Origin of the sequence: Kitasatospora sp. NPDC127060, from assembly GCF_042724935.1 — a bacterium.
Lineage (GTDB): Bacteria > Actinomycetota > Actinomycetes > Streptomycetales > Streptomycetaceae > Kitasatospora.
In genome coordinates this window covers 1-15048 of sequence record NZ_JBHXEG010000002.1, presented here as the reverse complement: position 1 = coordinate 15048, position 15048 = coordinate 1, and the positions used below count along the sequence as shown (strand labels likewise).

Below are 15048 nucleotides of genomic sequence, written 5' to 3'. Positions count from 1 at the left end.
GTCGGGGTTCGGGTCGGGCTCGGGGGCGGCCGGTTCGGGCGTGGGCTGGTGGCTCATCGGGTGGGTTCCAGGATCTGGTGGTGCGTCGGGACGGGGGAGCGCTCGGTGCGGACGGCCTGGTTGGAGCGGTCGGCCTGGTCGGCCTGGTCGGCGAGGTCGGTGTGCCGGGTGAGGGCGGCGAGTTGGGCGCCGTAGGTGTCGAGGCCCTCGGCCGGGCCGCCGGGCAGGCCGGTGAGGTTGGGCAGCAGGTCGCCGAAGGCGTTCACCTCGCCGACCAGGGCGCGGCGCCAGCCGGCCGTGGGCAGGACGTCCACGCCGACCATCGGCGAGCCGGGGAAGCAGGCCGCCGCCCGCTCGGCCGTCTCCAGCAGGGCCGGCCAGGCCGGACCGGCCGCCTCCCGGGCCTGGTCGAGACTGCCCCGGGCGCCGCCGAGGTGCAGGTTGGTCATCGGCTGGGCGCTGGTGCGCACCACCGCGTGAGTGGCCCGGCCCGCGACCACCACGACGCGGAGGTCCGCCGAGCGGCCGGACTGCGAGGACTTGGGGATCCACTGCTCGACGTGCAGCCCGTCCGGCGCCAGGCGGTCGACGATCGCGGCCACCTCGCGCTCGTCGCGGTAGCGGCGCACCCGCAGAGAGTTGTGCAGCCGGCCGTCGGCCAGCTCGACCGAGGTGGTGGCCAGCAGTTGCCCGCGCGGGCCGAATTCCAGCGCGATCACCCCGGAGGCGGAGGAACCGTGCGCGGGCTTGACGAAGACCCGGCGCAGACCGGCTCCGGCGAGCCGCCCGCGCAACTGGTCCCAGTCGCGGACCTCGCCGCCGAGCGCCCGGGGCACCGGCACCCCGGCCGCGGTCAGCAGCGCGTGCGCCCGGCGCTTGTCGAACATCTCGGCGATCTCCTCCGGATCGCCGAGCAGCCGCACGCCCGGGTGCGCGGCCAGCCCGCGCAGGGCGGCCAACACCCCCGCGTACCAGGCGGCCGTGCCCTCGACCCTGGTCGGCGCGTAGCCGGAGCCGAGCGCCGGACCGCGCAGCAACTCGTCGACCAGGGGCTCCTCACCCGGGGACTCGATGCGCAGCAGGGTGCTCTCGGGCAGCCGGTACCCGCCGCGCAGCACGTCCAGCCAGGGCAGGACCGCGGGCTCGGGCAGGCCGGCGGACCGGGCGGCGGCGGCGAACAGCGTCACCCGCCGGTGCCCCGGGTTGCCGAGGACGGTCAACCGCCGTGTCATCGCGCCGCCACCGCCTACTCGGCGACCGCGACGTAGCGGTCCTCGTCGTGCTCGCCGGCGTCCTCCGCCTCGGTGAGGTCGAGCTCGACCCCGGGCAGGGACTCCCGCAGACGCTGCTGCATCTCCTCCGAGAGGTAGTGGTGGTGCAGGTCGAGCGAGCGCAGGTGGGTGAGCGGCTGGCCCTCCAGCAGGGCGGCCGCGCCCTCGTCGGAGAGCACGCCCATGGACAGGTCGAGCGACTCCAGCCGGGCGACCACGGGTGCGTGGGCCAGCGCGGCGGCGATCTCGTCCTGGAACTCGCTGTTCTGCAGGCCCAGGTGGCGCAGCTCCGGCAGGCGCGAGCCGTCCAGGAAGGGTCCGAGGTCGTCGAGCGTGGCGTCACCGCCGTACTCGTCCGCCCCGAGCCACAGCTCCAGCCGCCGCAGGACGGGTAGTTCGGAGCCGGCCACCGCGCGCACCACGGTGGCCGGCAGGCCGCCGGACTCGAAGCGCAGGGACGTCAGCCGCTCGTGCCGCACCGGCAGCAGGCAGAGGTCCATGCTGCCGCGCACGGCCAGCGAGGTCAGCCCGGGGAAGGCGGTCAGCAGCGGGGTGACGTCGCCCATCTCCAGCCAGGAGATCTCGCACTCGTCGAAGGTGACGTCGCCGAGGAACAGCGCCTCCAGGGCGGGCAGCCGGTCGGCCTCGGCGGCCATCGCCTCGACCACGGCCCGCACGGAGGAGTAGCCGCCCTGCCACCAGGGGCCGATCACCACGGCGCGGATCCCGGCCGGGTCGACGGCCCGGAGGAAGGACTGCCAGAGCTCGGCGAAGCCGTGCTTGGCGTCGTATTCGAGGGCGAGCCGCCAGGCGACCTCGCCGGCGGCGGGCCGCGGCCGGGCGTCGTCGGGGGCGAACTCGTGGATCGGCAGCTCGTGGAAGCGTTCGAGGTGGTGCGCGACCGTCATGTCGGATCCTGGTAGGTGCGTTCAGGTGGATGAGGGGACGGGGCCGGGGGCTACTCGGCGACGGCGACGTAGCGCCACTGGTCGTCGGGCTTGCCCGGCTCGGAGAGGTCGAGTTCGACCCCGGGTAGGGCCTGGCGCAGGCGCTGCTGGAGCTCGTCGGTGAGGTAGTGGTGGTGCAGGTCGAGCGAGCGCAGGTGGGTGAGCGGCTGGCCCTCCAGGAGGGCGGTCGCGCCCTGGTCCGTCAACACGCCCATGGACAGGCTGAGCGACTCCAGCCGGGCGACCACGGGTGCGTGGGCCAGCGCGGCGGCGATCTCGTCCTGGAACTCGCTGTTCTGCAGGCCCAGGTGGCGCAGCGCCGGCAGACCGGTGCCGTCCAGGAAGGGCGTGAGGTCGCCGATCGTGGCGTCGCCGCCGTAGTTGTCCACCCCCAGCCAGAGCTCCAGCCGCTCCAGGACGGGGAACTCGCAGGCAGCCACCGAGCGGACCACCGAGGCCGGCAGCCCGCCCGCCTCGAAGCGCAGGGCCTTCAGCGCCTCGTGCCGCAGCGGCTCGAGGGCGAGGCCGCCGTGGCCCTCCCAGTCCTCCGAGGCACCGCGCACCACCAGCTCGGTCAGCGCCGGGAACGCCGTCAGCAGCGGCGTCACGTCGCACTGCTGGATCCAGGAGATCTCGCACTCCTCGTACGTGATGTCCCCGGCGAACAGGGCGCGCAGGGCCGGCAGCCGGGGCGCGGCGGCGACGAGTGCGTCCAGCGGCTCCTGGAAGGAGTCCGGCTCGTCCGGCGTCCACTGGCCGATCACCAGGGCGGTGACCCGCTCGGTGTCGACGGCGTCGAGGAACTGCTGCCAGCGCTCGGCCCAGGACCGCTCGGACTCGTAGTCGAGCCGGATCCGCCACGCGGCCGCCGCCGCGTCCGGCAGCTGGACGTCGGCCGCCCCCGCCTCCTCCAGGGCCTGGACGAAGTCGAAGACCGGGAGACCGTGGAACTGCTCGAGGTGGTGGTTGACGGTCATGCGCTGCTCCTCCGGGGGTTCGGACCGAACAAGTGTCTACCAGTCGGGACCGACAACCCGGCGGCCGGGTGGCGGCCGGGGCGCGTTGTCAGACCCTTGCTCTACGTTCAGGTCATGGCTCCGGAGCGTGACCGTGTCCGGTACGGCGGAGCCATGGGCTCCGGCGCCCGCCGGGTCCGGCCGTACGGCGAGGGAGGACTGATGTACCGCCAGGGCGACGTGTTGATCGTGCCGGTCGCTGAGACCGTGGTGCCGCTTCGGGTGCCCGGGCTGGCCGTGCAGCCACGGGACGCGCGGGGGCGGATGGTGCTCGCGCTCGGCGAGGTCACCGGCCACGCCCACGCCGTGGTCGGCCCCGGCGAACTGCGGCGGGAGGCGGGGCCGTTCGGTGAGGCCTGGCTGCACCTGCCCGAGGCCGGCCGGGTGGTGCACGAGGAGCACGCGGCGATACCGCTGCCCAAGGGGTGGTACCGGGTGATCCGCCAGCGCGAGTACGTCCCGGGCGCGGTGCGGGTGGTCGCGGACTGACCTCCGGTCCGCCGTCGCCGATGCGGTCGGCGCTGCGGGCGGTTGGCCGCTCGGAGGTGCGGCGGTGCGGTGGAGGGCCGGTCGGCCGGTCGGCAAGTGGCCGGCGGGCGCGGACCGCGGAACGGGAAGCAGAACGGATGGCCGAGTGGGAGCCCGGCCGGGGAACGGAGTGGACGATGGAGACGGTGACCCGCGACAACCCGGCGGACGCGGCGCCGGCGGACGGCACCGGCGGGGTGACGGCGCGCTGGCGGACGGCCTCGGCGGCCACCGGGCCGGCCGACCGGACGGCGGTCGAACGCGCGGTCCGGGCCGCCTACCGGGCGGCCGGGCTGCCCGAACCCACCGCCGTGCGCTGGTTCGGTTCGCCGCTCGCGGCGGCCGAGGCGGCGCTGGAGCTGCGGGCCGACGACGCGGTGAGCGTGCGCGAGGCGGTCCGCACCCGGCCCTGGGAGGAGGCCCGGCGGCAGGCCGTCGAGCAGGTCGGCGCGACCGGCTGGGCGGCGCACTGGGCGCTCACCGGCGGCGAACTCGGCCCGGTCACCACACCGCTGGCCGACCGGGTGCGCAACGCCGTGCTCGACCGGCTCGCACCCGAGGCCGACCGCGACGAGGACTCCGCCGAGGCGGCCGCCGCCCGGGCCCGCCGCACCACCGTCCGCCTGGCCCTGCTGGACGCCGTGCGCGGCCAGCACGACGCGCCCTGGTTCGCCGCCTTCGAGGCCGCCCGAGCGGGCGCCGACGCCGTCGCACCGCTCGCCGAGGTGGCGCGGGAGGCGGGCTGGTGGTGGCCGTACCGGGACGTGGCGCTGGTCTCGGAGCGGCCGGTCGCCCTGCACCGGGACGAGGCCGGCCGGCTCGACCGGGCGGACGGCCCGGCCCTGGAGTACGCCGACGGCTTCGCCCTGCACGCCTGGCGCGGCATGCCCGTCCCCGCCGAGTTCCTGGCGGGCCTCGGCGAGGTGACGGTCGAGCGGATCCGCACCGAGGAGAACGCCGAGCTGCGCCGCGTCCTGCTGGAGCACTACGGCTACGAGCGCTACCTGGCGGACTCCGGCGCCGAGCCCGTCCACCGCGACGAGGCCGGGGTGCTGTGGCGGATCGTGCTGCCGGACGACGAACCGGTGATGATGGTCGAGGTGGTCAACTCCACCCCCGAGCCCGACGGCACCTTCCGGACCTACTGGCTGCGCGTCCCGCCGGGCACCCGCACCGCCCGGGCCGGAGTCGCGTGGACCTTCGGCATACCGGAGACGGCCTACCATCCGCAGCGCGAGACCTGACCGGCCCGGCCTCCGGCGCCCGGCACGGGCCGACGGGCTGCGCGTGTTGACCCTTACCCCACGTCAGGCTTCACGGTGGGGACGGCGCAGCACCCAGCTGCCCGAGGCGCGAACACACGGACGCGGACCACAGGATCACCGGGAGGAACCATGAGCTGGTCGGTCGGACAGGTCTCCGGATTCGCCGGAGTCACGGTGCGGACCCTGCATCACTACGACCGGTCCGGGCTGCTGTCGCCCAGCGAACGCAGCCCGGCCGGCTACCGCCGCTACAACGCGGAGGACCTCGCCAGGCTCCAGCAGATCCTCTTCTACCGGGAACTCGGCTTCCCGCTCGAGGAGATCGCCACCATCCTGGCTGATCCGCTCGCCAACGCGCTGGACCACCTGCAGGCCCGGCGCGATGCGCTCACCGAGCAGATCGCGCGGCTGCAGAAGCTGGTTGATGTCGCGGAGCGGGCGATCGAGGTCCAGCGCACCGGGATCGAACTCACCCCGGAGGAGCGGTTCGAGGTCTTCGGCGACGTCGTCTTCGACCTCAGCTACGCCGCCGACGCCCACCTCAAGTGGGGCGACGGGGAAGGCCATCAGGAGGCCCTGGCCCGCGCCGCCACCCACACCAAGGAGGACTGGCGACGCCTGATGGCGGAGGCCGCCGACTGGCGCGGGCGCCTGCTCGCCGCCTTCGACCAGGACCTGCCCGTCGACCATCAGCAGGTGTTGGAGCTCGCGGAGGAGCACCGCCAGCACATCATCCGCTGGTTCACACCCTGCCCACCCGAGACGCACCGCCGGATCGCCGACGACTACGAGGCGGACGCCAGGGCCTTCGCGCTCGTCGTGCCGTCGGCCGAGCAGCGTCCGGGCTTGGCCGGCTACCTCCGGAGCGCCATCGGCGCCAACGCGGAGCGGCAGGCCGGGTCGGGCCGCCCGGAGGTGACCCGATGAGGATCCTGGTCACGGCGGCGGGCTCGTACGGCGACGTCGCCCCTTATACCGGCCTCGGGGTTCGGCTCCGGAGCGAAGGGCACGAGGTCGCCCTCGCCGCGCCGGAGACCTTCCGCGACCTGGTGAGCGGCAGCGGCCTAGAGTTCCGTTCGCTGCCGGTCGACCCGCGGGGCGGGGCGGCCGCGGGGGAGCAGGAGGGCCGATCCTCGCTCTTGGCACGGGCCGCCGCCTTCGTGGAGGGGCTCGGTGACGGGCTCGCCGATGCGGCCGCTCCCGGGGCAGACCTGCTGCTGCTCGCCACGACGACGGCACCGCTCGGCTGGCACCTGGCCGAGGCGATGGAGGTGCCGAGTCTCGGGGTCTACCTCCAACCCACACTGCCGACAGGGGAGTTCCCGCCGGTGGTCGGCCCGGGCCGGTCGCTCGGCCGCTGGGGCAACCGGGCGACGGGTGCGTTCGGCCAGCGGGTGGTGGACCGGCTGCACGCGGGGGCGGCGCGGCGACTGCGGACGCGGCTGGGGCTGCCCGCCTGCTCCCAGACGGCGCGCCGACGGGCGGTGGAACGGGCGAACTGGCCGGTCCTGCACGGGTTCAGCCCGACGCTCGTCCCGCGCCCGGCCGACTGGCGGGAGGGGTTGACGGTGGTCGGCAACTGGTGGCCGCACGTTGCGGCTGACCAGCGGCTCCCGGCAGAGGTCGAGGACTTCCTGCAGGCCGGGCCGCCGCCGGTGTTCATCGGCTTCGGCAGCATGGCGGGCGGCCAGGGCGAGCGGCTCAGCGGTCTCGCCGTCGAGGCGCTGAGGCGCGCGGGTGTGCGGGGCGTGCTGCAGTCCGGTTGGGCGGGGCTCGGCGCGAACGGGGACGACGTGCTGACCGTCGGCGAACTGCCGCACTCCCTACTGTTCCCGCGGACGGCGGTCGTCGTCCACCATGCGGGTGCCGGTACGGCGGCCGCGGCGCTGCGCGCGGGGGTGCCGAGCGTCCCGGTCCCGGTGACGGCCGATCAACCGTTCTGGGCTGGACGGCTCACCCGGCTCGGAGCGGCCACCGGACCGATACCGTTCGCCGACCTGACCGCAGCCGGGCTGGGCGAGGCCATTCGGCAGGCCGTCGAGGACCGGTCGTACCGGGACCGGGCGGAGGCGACGGCCGGCCGGATGGCGGGGGAGGACGGTGCGGCGCGGGTCGCGGAGGCGGTGGCGGAGCTGCCGTTGCGGCGGTGCTCGGGCCTGCGCTCCGCCTGACGGCGGCTGACGTGGCGATGGCCGAGGTGCGGACGCGGGCCTCCGGCCCGGGCGCGGGCGATGCGATGGGTCAGTAAGGCGAGGTGGTCGGACTGTGGGGAGGAAGCTGCCAGTCGGCCTTGGATCGGAGCAACGTTGGCCCTCTGCTTGACGTGAACGAGGGAATGGACGAGGCGATGGAAGGAGGCGGCGGGGCGGTCAGGTGGTCAGGTGGTCAGGCGGTGACGTAGGAGTCAAGGGTGCCCGGGCGATCAGCAGGGGTTGGAAGAAGCCGGTGGCGGAGGGCTGTTGCCAGGTGGTCTCGGTGAGACCTGCCACAGTGGCGAAGGTGCTCAACTGGGCCTGGGTGAGGGCCCAGTAGCTGGCGCGGCGGACCGCGACCCGCCACTGGCCGGTGTCGGCGGGCAGCAGCTGGAAGAGTTCGAGGTCGTAGCGCTCGCCGTCCTCGTGCCACTGCCAGAGCTGGAAGTGGACCGAGCGCCGGCCGTCCCGTTCGGTGGTCTGTGGTGGGGTGGAGGCCGGGCGGGTCCGGCGCAGTTCGTCGTACGGGCGGGTGGAGAGCAGCAGCAGGCCGCCCGGGCGCAGGACCCGGCGCAGCTCGGTCAGGGCGGTGTGGACGTGCTCGGCCGTGAGCAGGTGGGGCAGGGCGTTGTCCGCGCACACCACGACGTCGAACCGTCCGTTTGGGAAGGGGAGTGCGCGCATGTCGGCGGCCGCCGTGGGCAGTCGGAGCCCGCGGGCGGCGGCCTCGGCGGTGGCCCGGGTGACGGCGACCGGGCTGAGGTCGGTGCCGGTGACCCGGTGGCCGAGCGCGGCCAGGCCGATCGCCTGGGTGCCGATGCCGCAGGCGCAGTCCAGCACCTCGGCGGGGCCCTCGCCGAGGTGTGCACGGATCAGGGCGTCCAACGCGGCGCCCTGGCGGGCGAGCGACGCGTCCCAATCGGCGTAGAGCAGGTGGTAGTCCTCGGCGAAGTCGTCGTAGAAGCGGCCGAGGGCGGACGCGGGCGTTGGGATCATGGTGTCGGGGTCATGGCGTCGGGGTCATGGCGTCGGGGTCTCCACGGGCGGTGGTTCGGTGGAGTAGCGGGCGTAGGAGGCGTTGAAGTGGGCGAGGTGGAAGGTGGTGCCCTGGTGGACGAGTTCCATCGGCGGTGGGTCGGACACCAGTAGCCGGACCCGGTCGGATCCGTCGGCCCGTACCTCCAGCCGGTGGGTGTTGTGGAACTCGGCGTACTCCTCGGCCCGTTCCACGGTCCAGGGTCCGCCGTGCTGCTCGAAGCCGGGTTCCGGGCGGGACAGGGCGCGCAGCAGGGCGGGGCTGTAGACGCCACGGACCCGGAAGTTGTCCAGGAAGCGGACCTTGATGACGAGCGTGACGTAGCGGCGGCCGTTGCCCCGGTGGCGTCCTACCACCACTACGTCATCGAACGGGTGCCAGCGCGGCGGGGCGATCCACAGTTTGGCGCCCGGGCCGAAGTGCTTGAGGCCCCGGCGGATCTCCGGCCCGCCCTCGCCGTGCGCCGTCTCCCGGGCGACGTTGGCGACGACCCCGTGGCCGAGCGGCTCGCCGGTCTGTTCGTCCGTCATGGCGGCTATCCTCGCCCAGACGTACTGGCACGGAGCACCGGTCTTCCGTGCCGCGGGTTCGGAACCGGGGGAGGGGGCGGTCCGTGGAACGGATGCCGGACGAGGACCGGTTGGACGGGCTGCGCCCGCTGCTGGAGGCGGGGAAGGCGGTTCTCGGCTACGAGCCGGACGGCTCCTGGCCCGGAAGCGGAAGCGGCAACAGTAACGGCAGCAGAAACGGGCAGGGCTTCGCTGACCGCTGCTGGGTGCTGCACACGCTGCGGGTGGACGGACGGCGGGCTCGCTGGGCCGAGGCGCTGGCCGGCTCGGGACTGCGCCTCGCCGACTGGCCGTTCACCCTGTCGCCCCTGGTGTTCGACGGGCCGGGGGCGCTCGCGGGCGAGGTCGAGCAGCCGCCGATCGGGGAGCCGGACCGCGCCTGCCTGGCCCGGTTGGTGGAGGTGCTGGCCCGGCACAGCACCGACGGTCCGGCCACGGACTGCCGGTTCTCCTCGGCCGCGATCGAGGACCTGCTGCGACCAGTGACGGCCCACCGGGGCCGGCTGGACGAGGCGGTGGCCCACTATGACGCCTGGCCGGAGGGTGGTCGGTTCCCCGCGCACTGGTGGCCGGCAGACCGCTCCTGGTTCGTCCTCACCAACTGCGACCTCAGCGCGACCGAGGTCTTCGGCCCGCCCGCCCTGATCGCCGACCTGCTCGCCGACGCCGAACTGGAGGCCGTCCGCCACCCGGCCATCGCCGCGGTGGCGGACGGCGCGACCCGGTGGCCGGGGTGATCGAGCTGCCGGAGGGGTCCTGGTGGGACTGGGACGTGTACTCCTGGCGTCCGGGCGAGCTGCGGCTGGCCGCCGGGTACGACCTCGGCTACCACCACGGCCTGGAGCTGGTCCTCACCGACCCGGTGTACGTCCGCTGCCCGGCGTCCTTCCAGGACCCGGTGTTCCGCGAGCCGACCCCCGAGGAGCGTCGGTTGGTCGAGCGGCAGTGCGGCGAACAGCCGGGCGTGCTGCTCGCCTTCGAGGCGGATGGCGGCGGAGCGGAGCCGGTGAGCGGGCTGATCGCCGCCGGCGGCGTGGAGGTGCGGCCCGGGATGGTGCTGCGCCACCGCAGCGGCCCCGAATTCGATGGCAGGGCGGCGCCGGGGCCGCGATGATGCAACGATGCGCACCTTCGAAGAGTTGATCGCCGAGGCCGAGTCCGTCTCCGTGGACGGCTGGGACTTCTCCTGGCTCGACGGCCGGGCCACCGAGGAACGCCCCTCCTGGGGCTACCAGCGGCTGCTGGCCGGGCGGCTGGGCACGGCGACGGCGGCCCTGGACATCCAGACCGGCGGCGGCGAGGTGCTGGCGGGCGCCCTGCGGCAGGGTGGCCGCCCGCCCGTGCTGGCGGCCACCGAGTCCTGGCCGCCGAACCTGGCCCAGGCCACCCGGCTGCTCCACCCGCTGGGCGCGGTGGTGGTCTCCGACCCGGACGAGCCGCCGCTGCCGTTCGCGGACGAGGCCTTCGACCTGGTCAGCAGCCGGCACCCGGTGAAGGCCTGGTGGGCGGAGATCGCCCGGGTGTTGCGGCCCGGCGGCGCGTACTTCGCCCAGCACGTGGGCCCCGCCTCGGTCTTCGAGCTGGTCGAGTACTTCCTGGGGCCGCAGCCGGAGGCCCGCGAGGGCCGCCGCCCCGAGGTGGAGAGCGCGGAGGCCCGGGCAGCCGGGCTGGAGGTCGTGGACCTGCGTTCCGAGCGGCTGCGGATGGAGTTCCGCGACATCGGCGCGGTGGTGTACTTCCTGCGGAAGGTGATCTGGATGGTCCCCGGCTTCACCGTGGAGGCCCACCTGGACCGGCTGCGCGAGCTGGACGCCCTGATCCGGGCCGAGGGGCCGTTCGTCGCGCATTCGGCGCGCTTCCTGATCGATGCGCGCAAGCCGTAGCAAGCCGTGGCGGGCGGGGCCAGCAAGCCGTAGCAAGCCGTCGTGGTCCGGGCCTGCTTTGGCCGTGGCGGGCCGTGGCGGGCCGGGCGGGCCGGGCGGGCCGAGGAGCCCGTCCGGCCCCGGGCTCAGGCCTGGGTGACCAGGTCCAGGTAGGCGTCGTGCCAGAGGTCCTCGTCGCCGTCCGGCAGGAGCAGTACGCGGTCCGGGCGCAGGGCCTCGATGGCGCCCGGGTCGTGGGTGACCATCACGATCGCGCCCGGGTAGGTGCCCACCGCGGCCAGCACCTCCGCCCGGGACGCCGGATCGAGGTTGTTGGTCGGCTCGTCGAGCAGCAGCACGTTGGCGCCGGAGTGGACCAGGCCGGCCAGCGCCAGCCGGGTCTTCTCGCCGCCGGACAGCACGCCGGCCGGCTTGTCGGCGTCGTCGCCGCGGAACAGGAACGCGCCGAGGACGGTCCGTAGCTCGCCGTCGGTCAGGTCGGGCGCGGCCGCGGCCAGGTTGTCCCGGAGGCTGAGCGCCGGGTCCAGGGTGTCGTGCTCCTGGGCGAAGTAGCCGATCCGCAGGCCGGTGCCGGGGACGACCCGGCCGGAGTCCGGTCGCTCGTGGCCGGCCAGGACGCGCAGCAGGGTGGTCTTGCCGGCGCCGTTGAGGCCGAGCACGACCAGCCGGGCGCCCCGGTCGACGGCGAGGTCCAGATCGGTCAGCACGGTCCGGTCGCCGTAGGCCTTGGCGAGGCTGACCGCGCCGAGCGGCATCCGGCCGCAGGGCGCGGGCTCGGGCAGCCGGATCCGGGCGGTGCGCTCGGCCTGCCGGACGGGTTCAAGTTCGGCGAGCATCCGATCGGCGCGGCGGGCCATGCTGCGGGCGGTGGTCGCGGTGGCCACGTTGGACCGCATCCGGTCGGCCTGGGCGTGCAGCGCGGCGGCCTTGCGTTCGGCGTTGGCCCGTTCGCGGGTGCGGCGGCGTTCGTCGGCCGCGCGCTGGTCCAGGTAGGCCTGCCAGCCGGTGTTGTGGACGTCGATCGCGGCGCGCTGCGGGTCCAGGTGGAAGACCCGGTTGACGGTCTCCGCCAGCAGGCCGAGGTCGTGGCTGATCAGCACCAGCCCGCCCTGGTGGGCGGCGAGGAAGCCGCGCAGCCAGGCGACCGAGTCGGCGTCCAGGTGGTTGGTGGGTTCGTCCAGCAGCAGGGTGCCGTGGTCGGCGAACAGGATGCGGGCCAGCTCGACCCGGCGCCGCTGACCGCCGGAGAGCGTGCCGACGGCGGAGTCCATCACCCGGGCGGGCAGTCCGAGCCCGGCCGCGACCCGGGCGGCCTCGGCCTCGGCCGCGTAACCGCCGCGGGCCTGGAACTCGGCGTCGGCGCGCGCGTAGGCGTCCATCGCCCGGCGTTCCCCGGCGGGCGAGTCGGCCAGCGCCATGGCCTGCTCGGCCGCGCGCAGCGCGCGTACGGAGGCGTCCAGGCCGCGGGCGGACAGGATGCGGTCGGTGACGGTGACGGTCGGGTCGGCGGCGCGGGAGTCCTGCGGGAGGTAGCCGACCGGCCCGGTCCGGGTGACGGTGCCGGCGGCGGGTGGCAGCTGCCCGGCGAGGGCGGCGAGCAGGGTGGTCTTGCCGGCGCCGTTGCGGCCGACCAGGCCGATCCGGTCGCCGGGGGCGATGTGCAGGGTGGCGTCGGACAGCAGCAGGCGGGCGCCGACGCGCAGGTCGACACCACGAGTGGTGATCATGGGATAACGCTCCGAAACGGCTAACGGACACACGGGTGGCGTGGAGGCGGGTCCGTCGGCTAGGAGATTCGGGGCGTAGACATGTCGGCCAGGCTAGCGACCGGTCGGAACGGACGCATCCGAATAAACGGATGCGCCCGGATGCGCCCGGACGTGCTCGGGGGCGTACCCCGGAGATACCAGGACGTGCCAGGACGTGCCCAGACGTGCCCGGACGTAGCCGTGCGCGACCCGGGGTAGGGCACGTACGGGTACGTCCGCGACGGTCGTCAGCCGCGCAGTACCGCGGCCACCACCGAGGGGTGGAAAAGGCGGGTCGGCGGCGCCACCAGGGACAGCACCTCGTGGAAGGCCGCCGTGACCTCGGGGTTGTGGGTGGCGCCCTGCAGCACCTTGTCCAGGTAGCGGTGCTGCAGCCGGACCAGGGCGCCGGAGGGGCCACCGGTGGTGGCGCTGAAGCGGACGTCCTCGGCGCTGGACATCATCCACGCCGCCTTGGACACCTTCGCGACCTCCCGCCGGGCGTCGCGGGCCGTGGCGTGTCCGACGCCGCCGTGCCGCGCGGCGGCGCGGCGCAGCACCTGGGCGCAGAACAGCGAGACGGTCACGCCCTGGCCGTACACCGGGTTGAAGGTGCTCGCCGCGTCGCCGACCGCCACCAGGCCGTCCGGGGCGCTGCGTTCGTAGTGCCGCCGCACGCCCGGACCGGGGACGAAGCCGCGTACCTCGCCCGCCGGTTCGGCCTCCCGCAGCATCTCCTGGAGGGCCGGGTCGCGCAGTTGCGACAGGTGCTTGGTGAAGCCCTCGGTGCCGGGCTCGGGTTCGGCACCGCGCATCCCGGCCAGGCTGACGATCCAGCGGTCGCCCTCCACGGGCAGCAGGACGCCCATCCGCGGCTTGTCCGGGGCCTTGGTCTGGAGGTAGATCGCCTGGTGGCCGAGGTCGACGCCGGGCGGGCGGTGGAACAACCGGGAGGTGTAGGCGACGCCGGCGTCCACCCGCTCCTCGGGCACCGCGGGGCAGCCCAGTTCGGCGAGCCACTTGGGTACGGAGGTCGAGCGGCCGGAGGCGTCGATCACCAACTCGGCCGGGATGTCCCGGACTTCGCCGCGCTCAGAGCCGCGCTCGGACCCATGCTCGGACCCACGCCCGGGCCGACGCTCCGAATCGCGCCCCGAGCCCCGCTCGCGGACCTTCACCCCGGTCACCGCCCGTCCCGAGCCGAGCAGCCCGACCACGTCGGTGCCCTCCAGGAACTCGATCGACGGCTCGGTGCGGACCCGGTCCAGCACCAGCTTGTCCAGCACCGGCCGGGTGCAGGAGAGGAACGACACCCGGGCCGGGTAGTCGACCATCCACCCGGCCGAGCTGAGCCACTTGAGGTCACCCGAGGTGGACACCCGGCGCGCCCCCGCGGCCGTCAACTCCTGGTTGATGCCGGGCATCAGCTCCTCCAGCGCCCGGTGGCCCGCCTCCAGCACCAGGTGCGCGTGCCGCCCCTGCGGCACCCCGGGCCGGAACGCCGGCTCGTCCGGGTAGCGGTCCCGCTCCACCACGACGATCCGCTCGGCGAAGCCCCGCAGTGCCCAGGCCGCCACCACGCCGGCCAGCCCGCCGCCGATCACCACCGCCGTGCCCCGCCCTGGGGCCGTCTCCGAAGAAGTCATGCGACGTAGCGTAGTGGTGGCGGCGCCGGTCCGTAATCGGTCCTGCTGGACGAACCCGCAGCCGGGGAGCGCCGGTTGACGCCGCGTCGGTCCCGCGTCGAGCCGCAGGGGGCGGCAAGGGGGCGGCAGGGGGCGCAGCGGGCGGCAGCGGTCGAGCCGCCGGAGGTCGCCGAGAGCCCCGGTGTGAAGGGTCGGTCGTGTGGGTACTAAAATCGGCCGGGTCGCGTCGGCGTCCCCGGCGCGCAGGACCGAGGAGGTGAGAGCCGTGGAGTGCAGTAGTACGGGCCGAAGTCGGCCCCGCCCCCGGTTGTCCCGCAGGATTCGCGGCCCCCGGCACTCCTCCTCCGGTACGGCTCCCGCGCAGCTCTGATCCCGCCGTCGGGCGGGGTGCTGCCGGTCGCGCCGTGCGGGTGGCGGCCGGCCGGGCGCCACCGGCCCGCCGTGCCGTGTGCGGCGCGGGCCGGGCACCCATCGTGGAGGTTCCCCGCCATGTCCGACTGGCGTGTGCGCGCCGTGCGCGCGAGCAAGCGTCCGTTCTCCCGTCAGGCGGTCCCGCGGCGGCCCGTCGACCCCCGGTCGGCGCCCGAGCACTCGATGGACCCGAGGCCCGACCAGGCCGTCGAGCCGGTGGCGCTGGAGCGTTCCGTGGTCGATGCGGCGGTGTACCGGGACGGCCGCCGGACCGCCGCGCCGGCCGACCTCGCCGACATCTACCGCGAACTGCCGGAGCAGCCGGGCGCGATGGCCTGGATCGGGCTGTTCCGCCCGGCCGAGGCGCAGCTGCTGGAGGCCGCGGACCGGTTCAACCTGCACGAACTGGCCGTCGAGGACGCCATCGTGGCCCACCAGCGGCCGAAGCTGGAGCGCTACGGCGACACGCTGTTCGTGGTGCTGCGCGCCGCGCGCTACCTGGACGATGTCGAGGAGGTCGACTTCGGCGAGATCCA

Annotated in this window: 15 protein-coding genes; 8 read left to right on the top strand and 7 right to left on the bottom strand. The window is 74.7% G+C overall.

The window, feature by feature from the left end; all coding sequences use genetic code 11:
* Positions 1-53: 53 nt before the first annotated feature.
* The 3 genes from ACFWIS_RS01995 to ACFWIS_RS01985 are packed head-to-tail and all read right to left on the bottom strand — an operon-like array spanning position 54 to position 3195.
* On the bottom strand, positions 54-1232 hold the full coding sequence (locus ACFWIS_RS01995; RefSeq protein WP_380452415.1) for an STM4014 family protein: 1179 nt from the start codon (positions 1230-1232) through the stop codon (positions 54-56).
* A 14-nt stretch (positions 1233-1246) separates the two neighbouring features.
* Positions 1247-2179, bottom strand: a complete 933-nt coding sequence (locus ACFWIS_RS01990) for an STM4015 family protein (RefSeq protein ID WP_380452417.1) — start codon at positions 2177-2179, stop codon at positions 1247-1249.
* Between the two features lie 50 nt (positions 2180-2229).
* Positions 2230-3195 (bottom strand): STM4015 family protein, encoded by a 966-nt coding sequence (locus ACFWIS_RS01985; RefSeq protein WP_380452419.1) that lies wholly within the window; start codon positions 3193-3195, stop codon positions 2230-2232.
* A gap of 201 nt (positions 3196-3396) precedes the next feature.
* On the opposite strand from ACFWIS_RS01985, the gene ACFWIS_RS01980 reads away from it, so the two are divergent.
* From ACFWIS_RS01980 to ACFWIS_RS01965, 4 genes are all read left to right on the top strand, one after another.
* Positions 3397-3723, top strand: coding sequence for a hypothetical protein (locus ACFWIS_RS01980; RefSeq protein ID WP_380452449.1), 327 nt, complete (start codon positions 3397-3399; stop codon positions 3721-3723).
* A gap of 176 nt (positions 3724-3899) precedes the next feature.
* Positions 3900-5006, top strand: a complete 1107-nt coding sequence (locus ACFWIS_RS01975; protein WP_380452421.1) for a DUF6745 domain-containing protein — start codon at positions 3900-3902, stop codon at positions 5004-5006.
* A 150-nt stretch (positions 5007-5156) separates the two neighbouring features.
* Positions 5157-5954 (top strand): MerR family transcriptional regulator, encoded by a 798-nt coding sequence (locus ACFWIS_RS01970; protein WP_380452423.1) that lies wholly within the window; start codon positions 5157-5159, stop codon positions 5952-5954.
* Positions 5951-7198: a glycosyltransferase gene (locus tag ACFWIS_RS01965; protein WP_380452425.1), complete on the top strand. Its 1248-nt coding sequence runs from the start codon at positions 5951-5953 to the stop codon at positions 7196-7198. The genes ACFWIS_RS01970 and ACFWIS_RS01965 overlap by 4 nt, the downstream gene beginning before the upstream one ends.
* 198 nt (positions 7199-7396) lie before the next feature.
* Here the strand turns inward: ACFWIS_RS01965 and ACFWIS_RS01960 are convergent, their stop codons facing one another.
* Both ACFWIS_RS01960 and ACFWIS_RS01955 read right to left on the bottom strand, forming a co-directional pair.
* Complete coding sequence (locus ACFWIS_RS01960; RefSeq protein WP_380452426.1) at positions 7397-8215, bottom strand: class I SAM-dependent methyltransferase; 819 nt, start codon at positions 8213-8215, stop codon at positions 7397-7399.
* Between the two features lie 24 nt (positions 8216-8239).
* The gene (locus ACFWIS_RS01955) at positions 8240-8785 is read right to left on the bottom strand and encodes a hypothetical protein (RefSeq protein ID WP_380452428.1); all 546 of its coding nucleotides are present in this window, start codon (positions 8783-8785) and stop codon (positions 8240-8242) included.
* Between the two features lie 83 nt (positions 8786-8868).
* Here ACFWIS_RS01955 and ACFWIS_RS01950 point away from each other — a divergent pair, with 83 nt between their 5' ends.
* From ACFWIS_RS01950 to ACFWIS_RS01940, 3 genes are read left to right on the top strand one after another with little or no spacing between them, the layout of a single operon-like run.
* On the top strand, positions 8869-9561 hold the full coding sequence (locus ACFWIS_RS01950) for a hypothetical protein (protein ID WP_380452430.1): 693 nt from the start codon (positions 8869-8871) through the stop codon (positions 9559-9561).
* Positions 9558-9938 carry a hypothetical protein gene (locus ACFWIS_RS01945; RefSeq protein ID WP_380452432.1) on the top strand — a complete coding sequence of 127 codons (381 nt, stop codon included), beginning with the start codon at positions 9558-9560 and terminating at the stop codon, positions 9936-9938. Before ACFWIS_RS01950 ends, ACFWIS_RS01945 begins: the two co-directional genes overlap by 4 nt.
* A 7-nt stretch (positions 9939-9945) precedes the next feature.
* Positions 9946-10707, top strand: a complete 762-nt coding sequence (locus ACFWIS_RS01940; protein ID WP_380452433.1) for a class I SAM-dependent methyltransferase — start codon at positions 9946-9948, stop codon at positions 10705-10707.
* Between the two features lie 125 nt (positions 10708-10832).
* Here the strand turns inward: ACFWIS_RS01940 and ACFWIS_RS01935 are convergent, their stop codons facing one another.
* Both ACFWIS_RS01935 and ACFWIS_RS01930 read right to left on the bottom strand, forming a co-directional pair.
* Positions 10833-12434 (bottom strand): ABC-F family ATP-binding cassette domain-containing protein, encoded by a 1602-nt coding sequence (locus ACFWIS_RS01935; protein ID WP_380452435.1) that lies wholly within the window; start codon positions 12432-12434, stop codon positions 10833-10835.
* 269 nt (positions 12435-12703) lie between these two features.
* Positions 12704-14101 carry an FAD-binding monooxygenase gene (locus ACFWIS_RS01930; protein WP_380452437.1) on the bottom strand — a complete coding sequence of 466 codons (1398 nt, stop codon included), beginning with the start codon at positions 14099-14101 and terminating at the stop codon, positions 12704-12706.
* Positions 14102-14590: 489 nt separating this feature from the next.
* Between ACFWIS_RS01930 and ACFWIS_RS01925 the strand changes: the two genes are divergently transcribed.
* On the top strand, positions 14591-15048 hold a 458-nt coding region (locus tag ACFWIS_RS01925; protein WP_380452439.1), incomplete at its 3' end, for a CorA family divalent cation transporter.

Coding starts and splice junctions, on each gene's coding strand:
- ACFWIS_RS01995 (WP_380452415.1), bottom strand. CDS start 1,232: ATGACACGGCGGTTGACCGTCCTCGGCAACCCGGGGCACCGGCGGGTG.
- ACFWIS_RS01990 (WP_380452417.1), bottom strand. CDS start 2,179: ATGACGGTCGCGCACCACCTCGAACGCTTCCACGAGCTGCCGATCCAC.
- ACFWIS_RS01985 (WP_380452419.1), bottom strand. CDS start 3,195: ATGACCGTCAACCACCACCTCGAGCAGTTCCACGGTCTCCCGGTCTTC.
- ACFWIS_RS01980 (WP_380452449.1), top strand. CDS start 3,397: ATGTACCGCCAGGGCGACGTGTTGATCGTGCCGGTCGCTGAGACCGTG.
- ACFWIS_RS01975 (WP_380452421.1), top strand. CDS start 3,900: ATGGAGACGGTGACCCGCGACAACCCGGCGGACGCGGCGCCGGCGGAC.
- ACFWIS_RS01970 (WP_380452423.1), top strand. CDS start 5,157: ATGAGCTGGTCGGTCGGACAGGTCTCCGGATTCGCCGGAGTCACGGTG.
- ACFWIS_RS01965 (WP_380452425.1), top strand. CDS start 5,951: ATGAGGATCCTGGTCACGGCGGCGGGCTCGTACGGCGACGTCGCCCCT.
- ACFWIS_RS01960 (WP_380452426.1), bottom strand. CDS start 8,215: ATGATCCCAACGCCCGCGTCCGCCCTCGGCCGCTTCTACGACGACTTC.
- ACFWIS_RS01955 (WP_380452428.1), bottom strand. CDS start 8,785: ATGACGGACGAACAGACCGGCGAGCCGCTCGGCCACGGGGTCGTCGCC.
- ACFWIS_RS01940 (WP_380452433.1), top strand. CDS start 9,946: ATGCGCACCTTCGAAGAGTTGATCGCCGAGGCCGAGTCCGTCTCCGTG.
- ACFWIS_RS01935 (WP_380452435.1), bottom strand. CDS start 12,434: ATGATCACCACTCGTGGTGTCGACCTGCGCGTCGGCGCCCGCCTGCTG.
- ACFWIS_RS01930 (WP_380452437.1), bottom strand. CDS start 14,101: ATGACTTCTTCGGAGACGGCCCCAGGGCGGGGCACGGCGGTGGTGATC.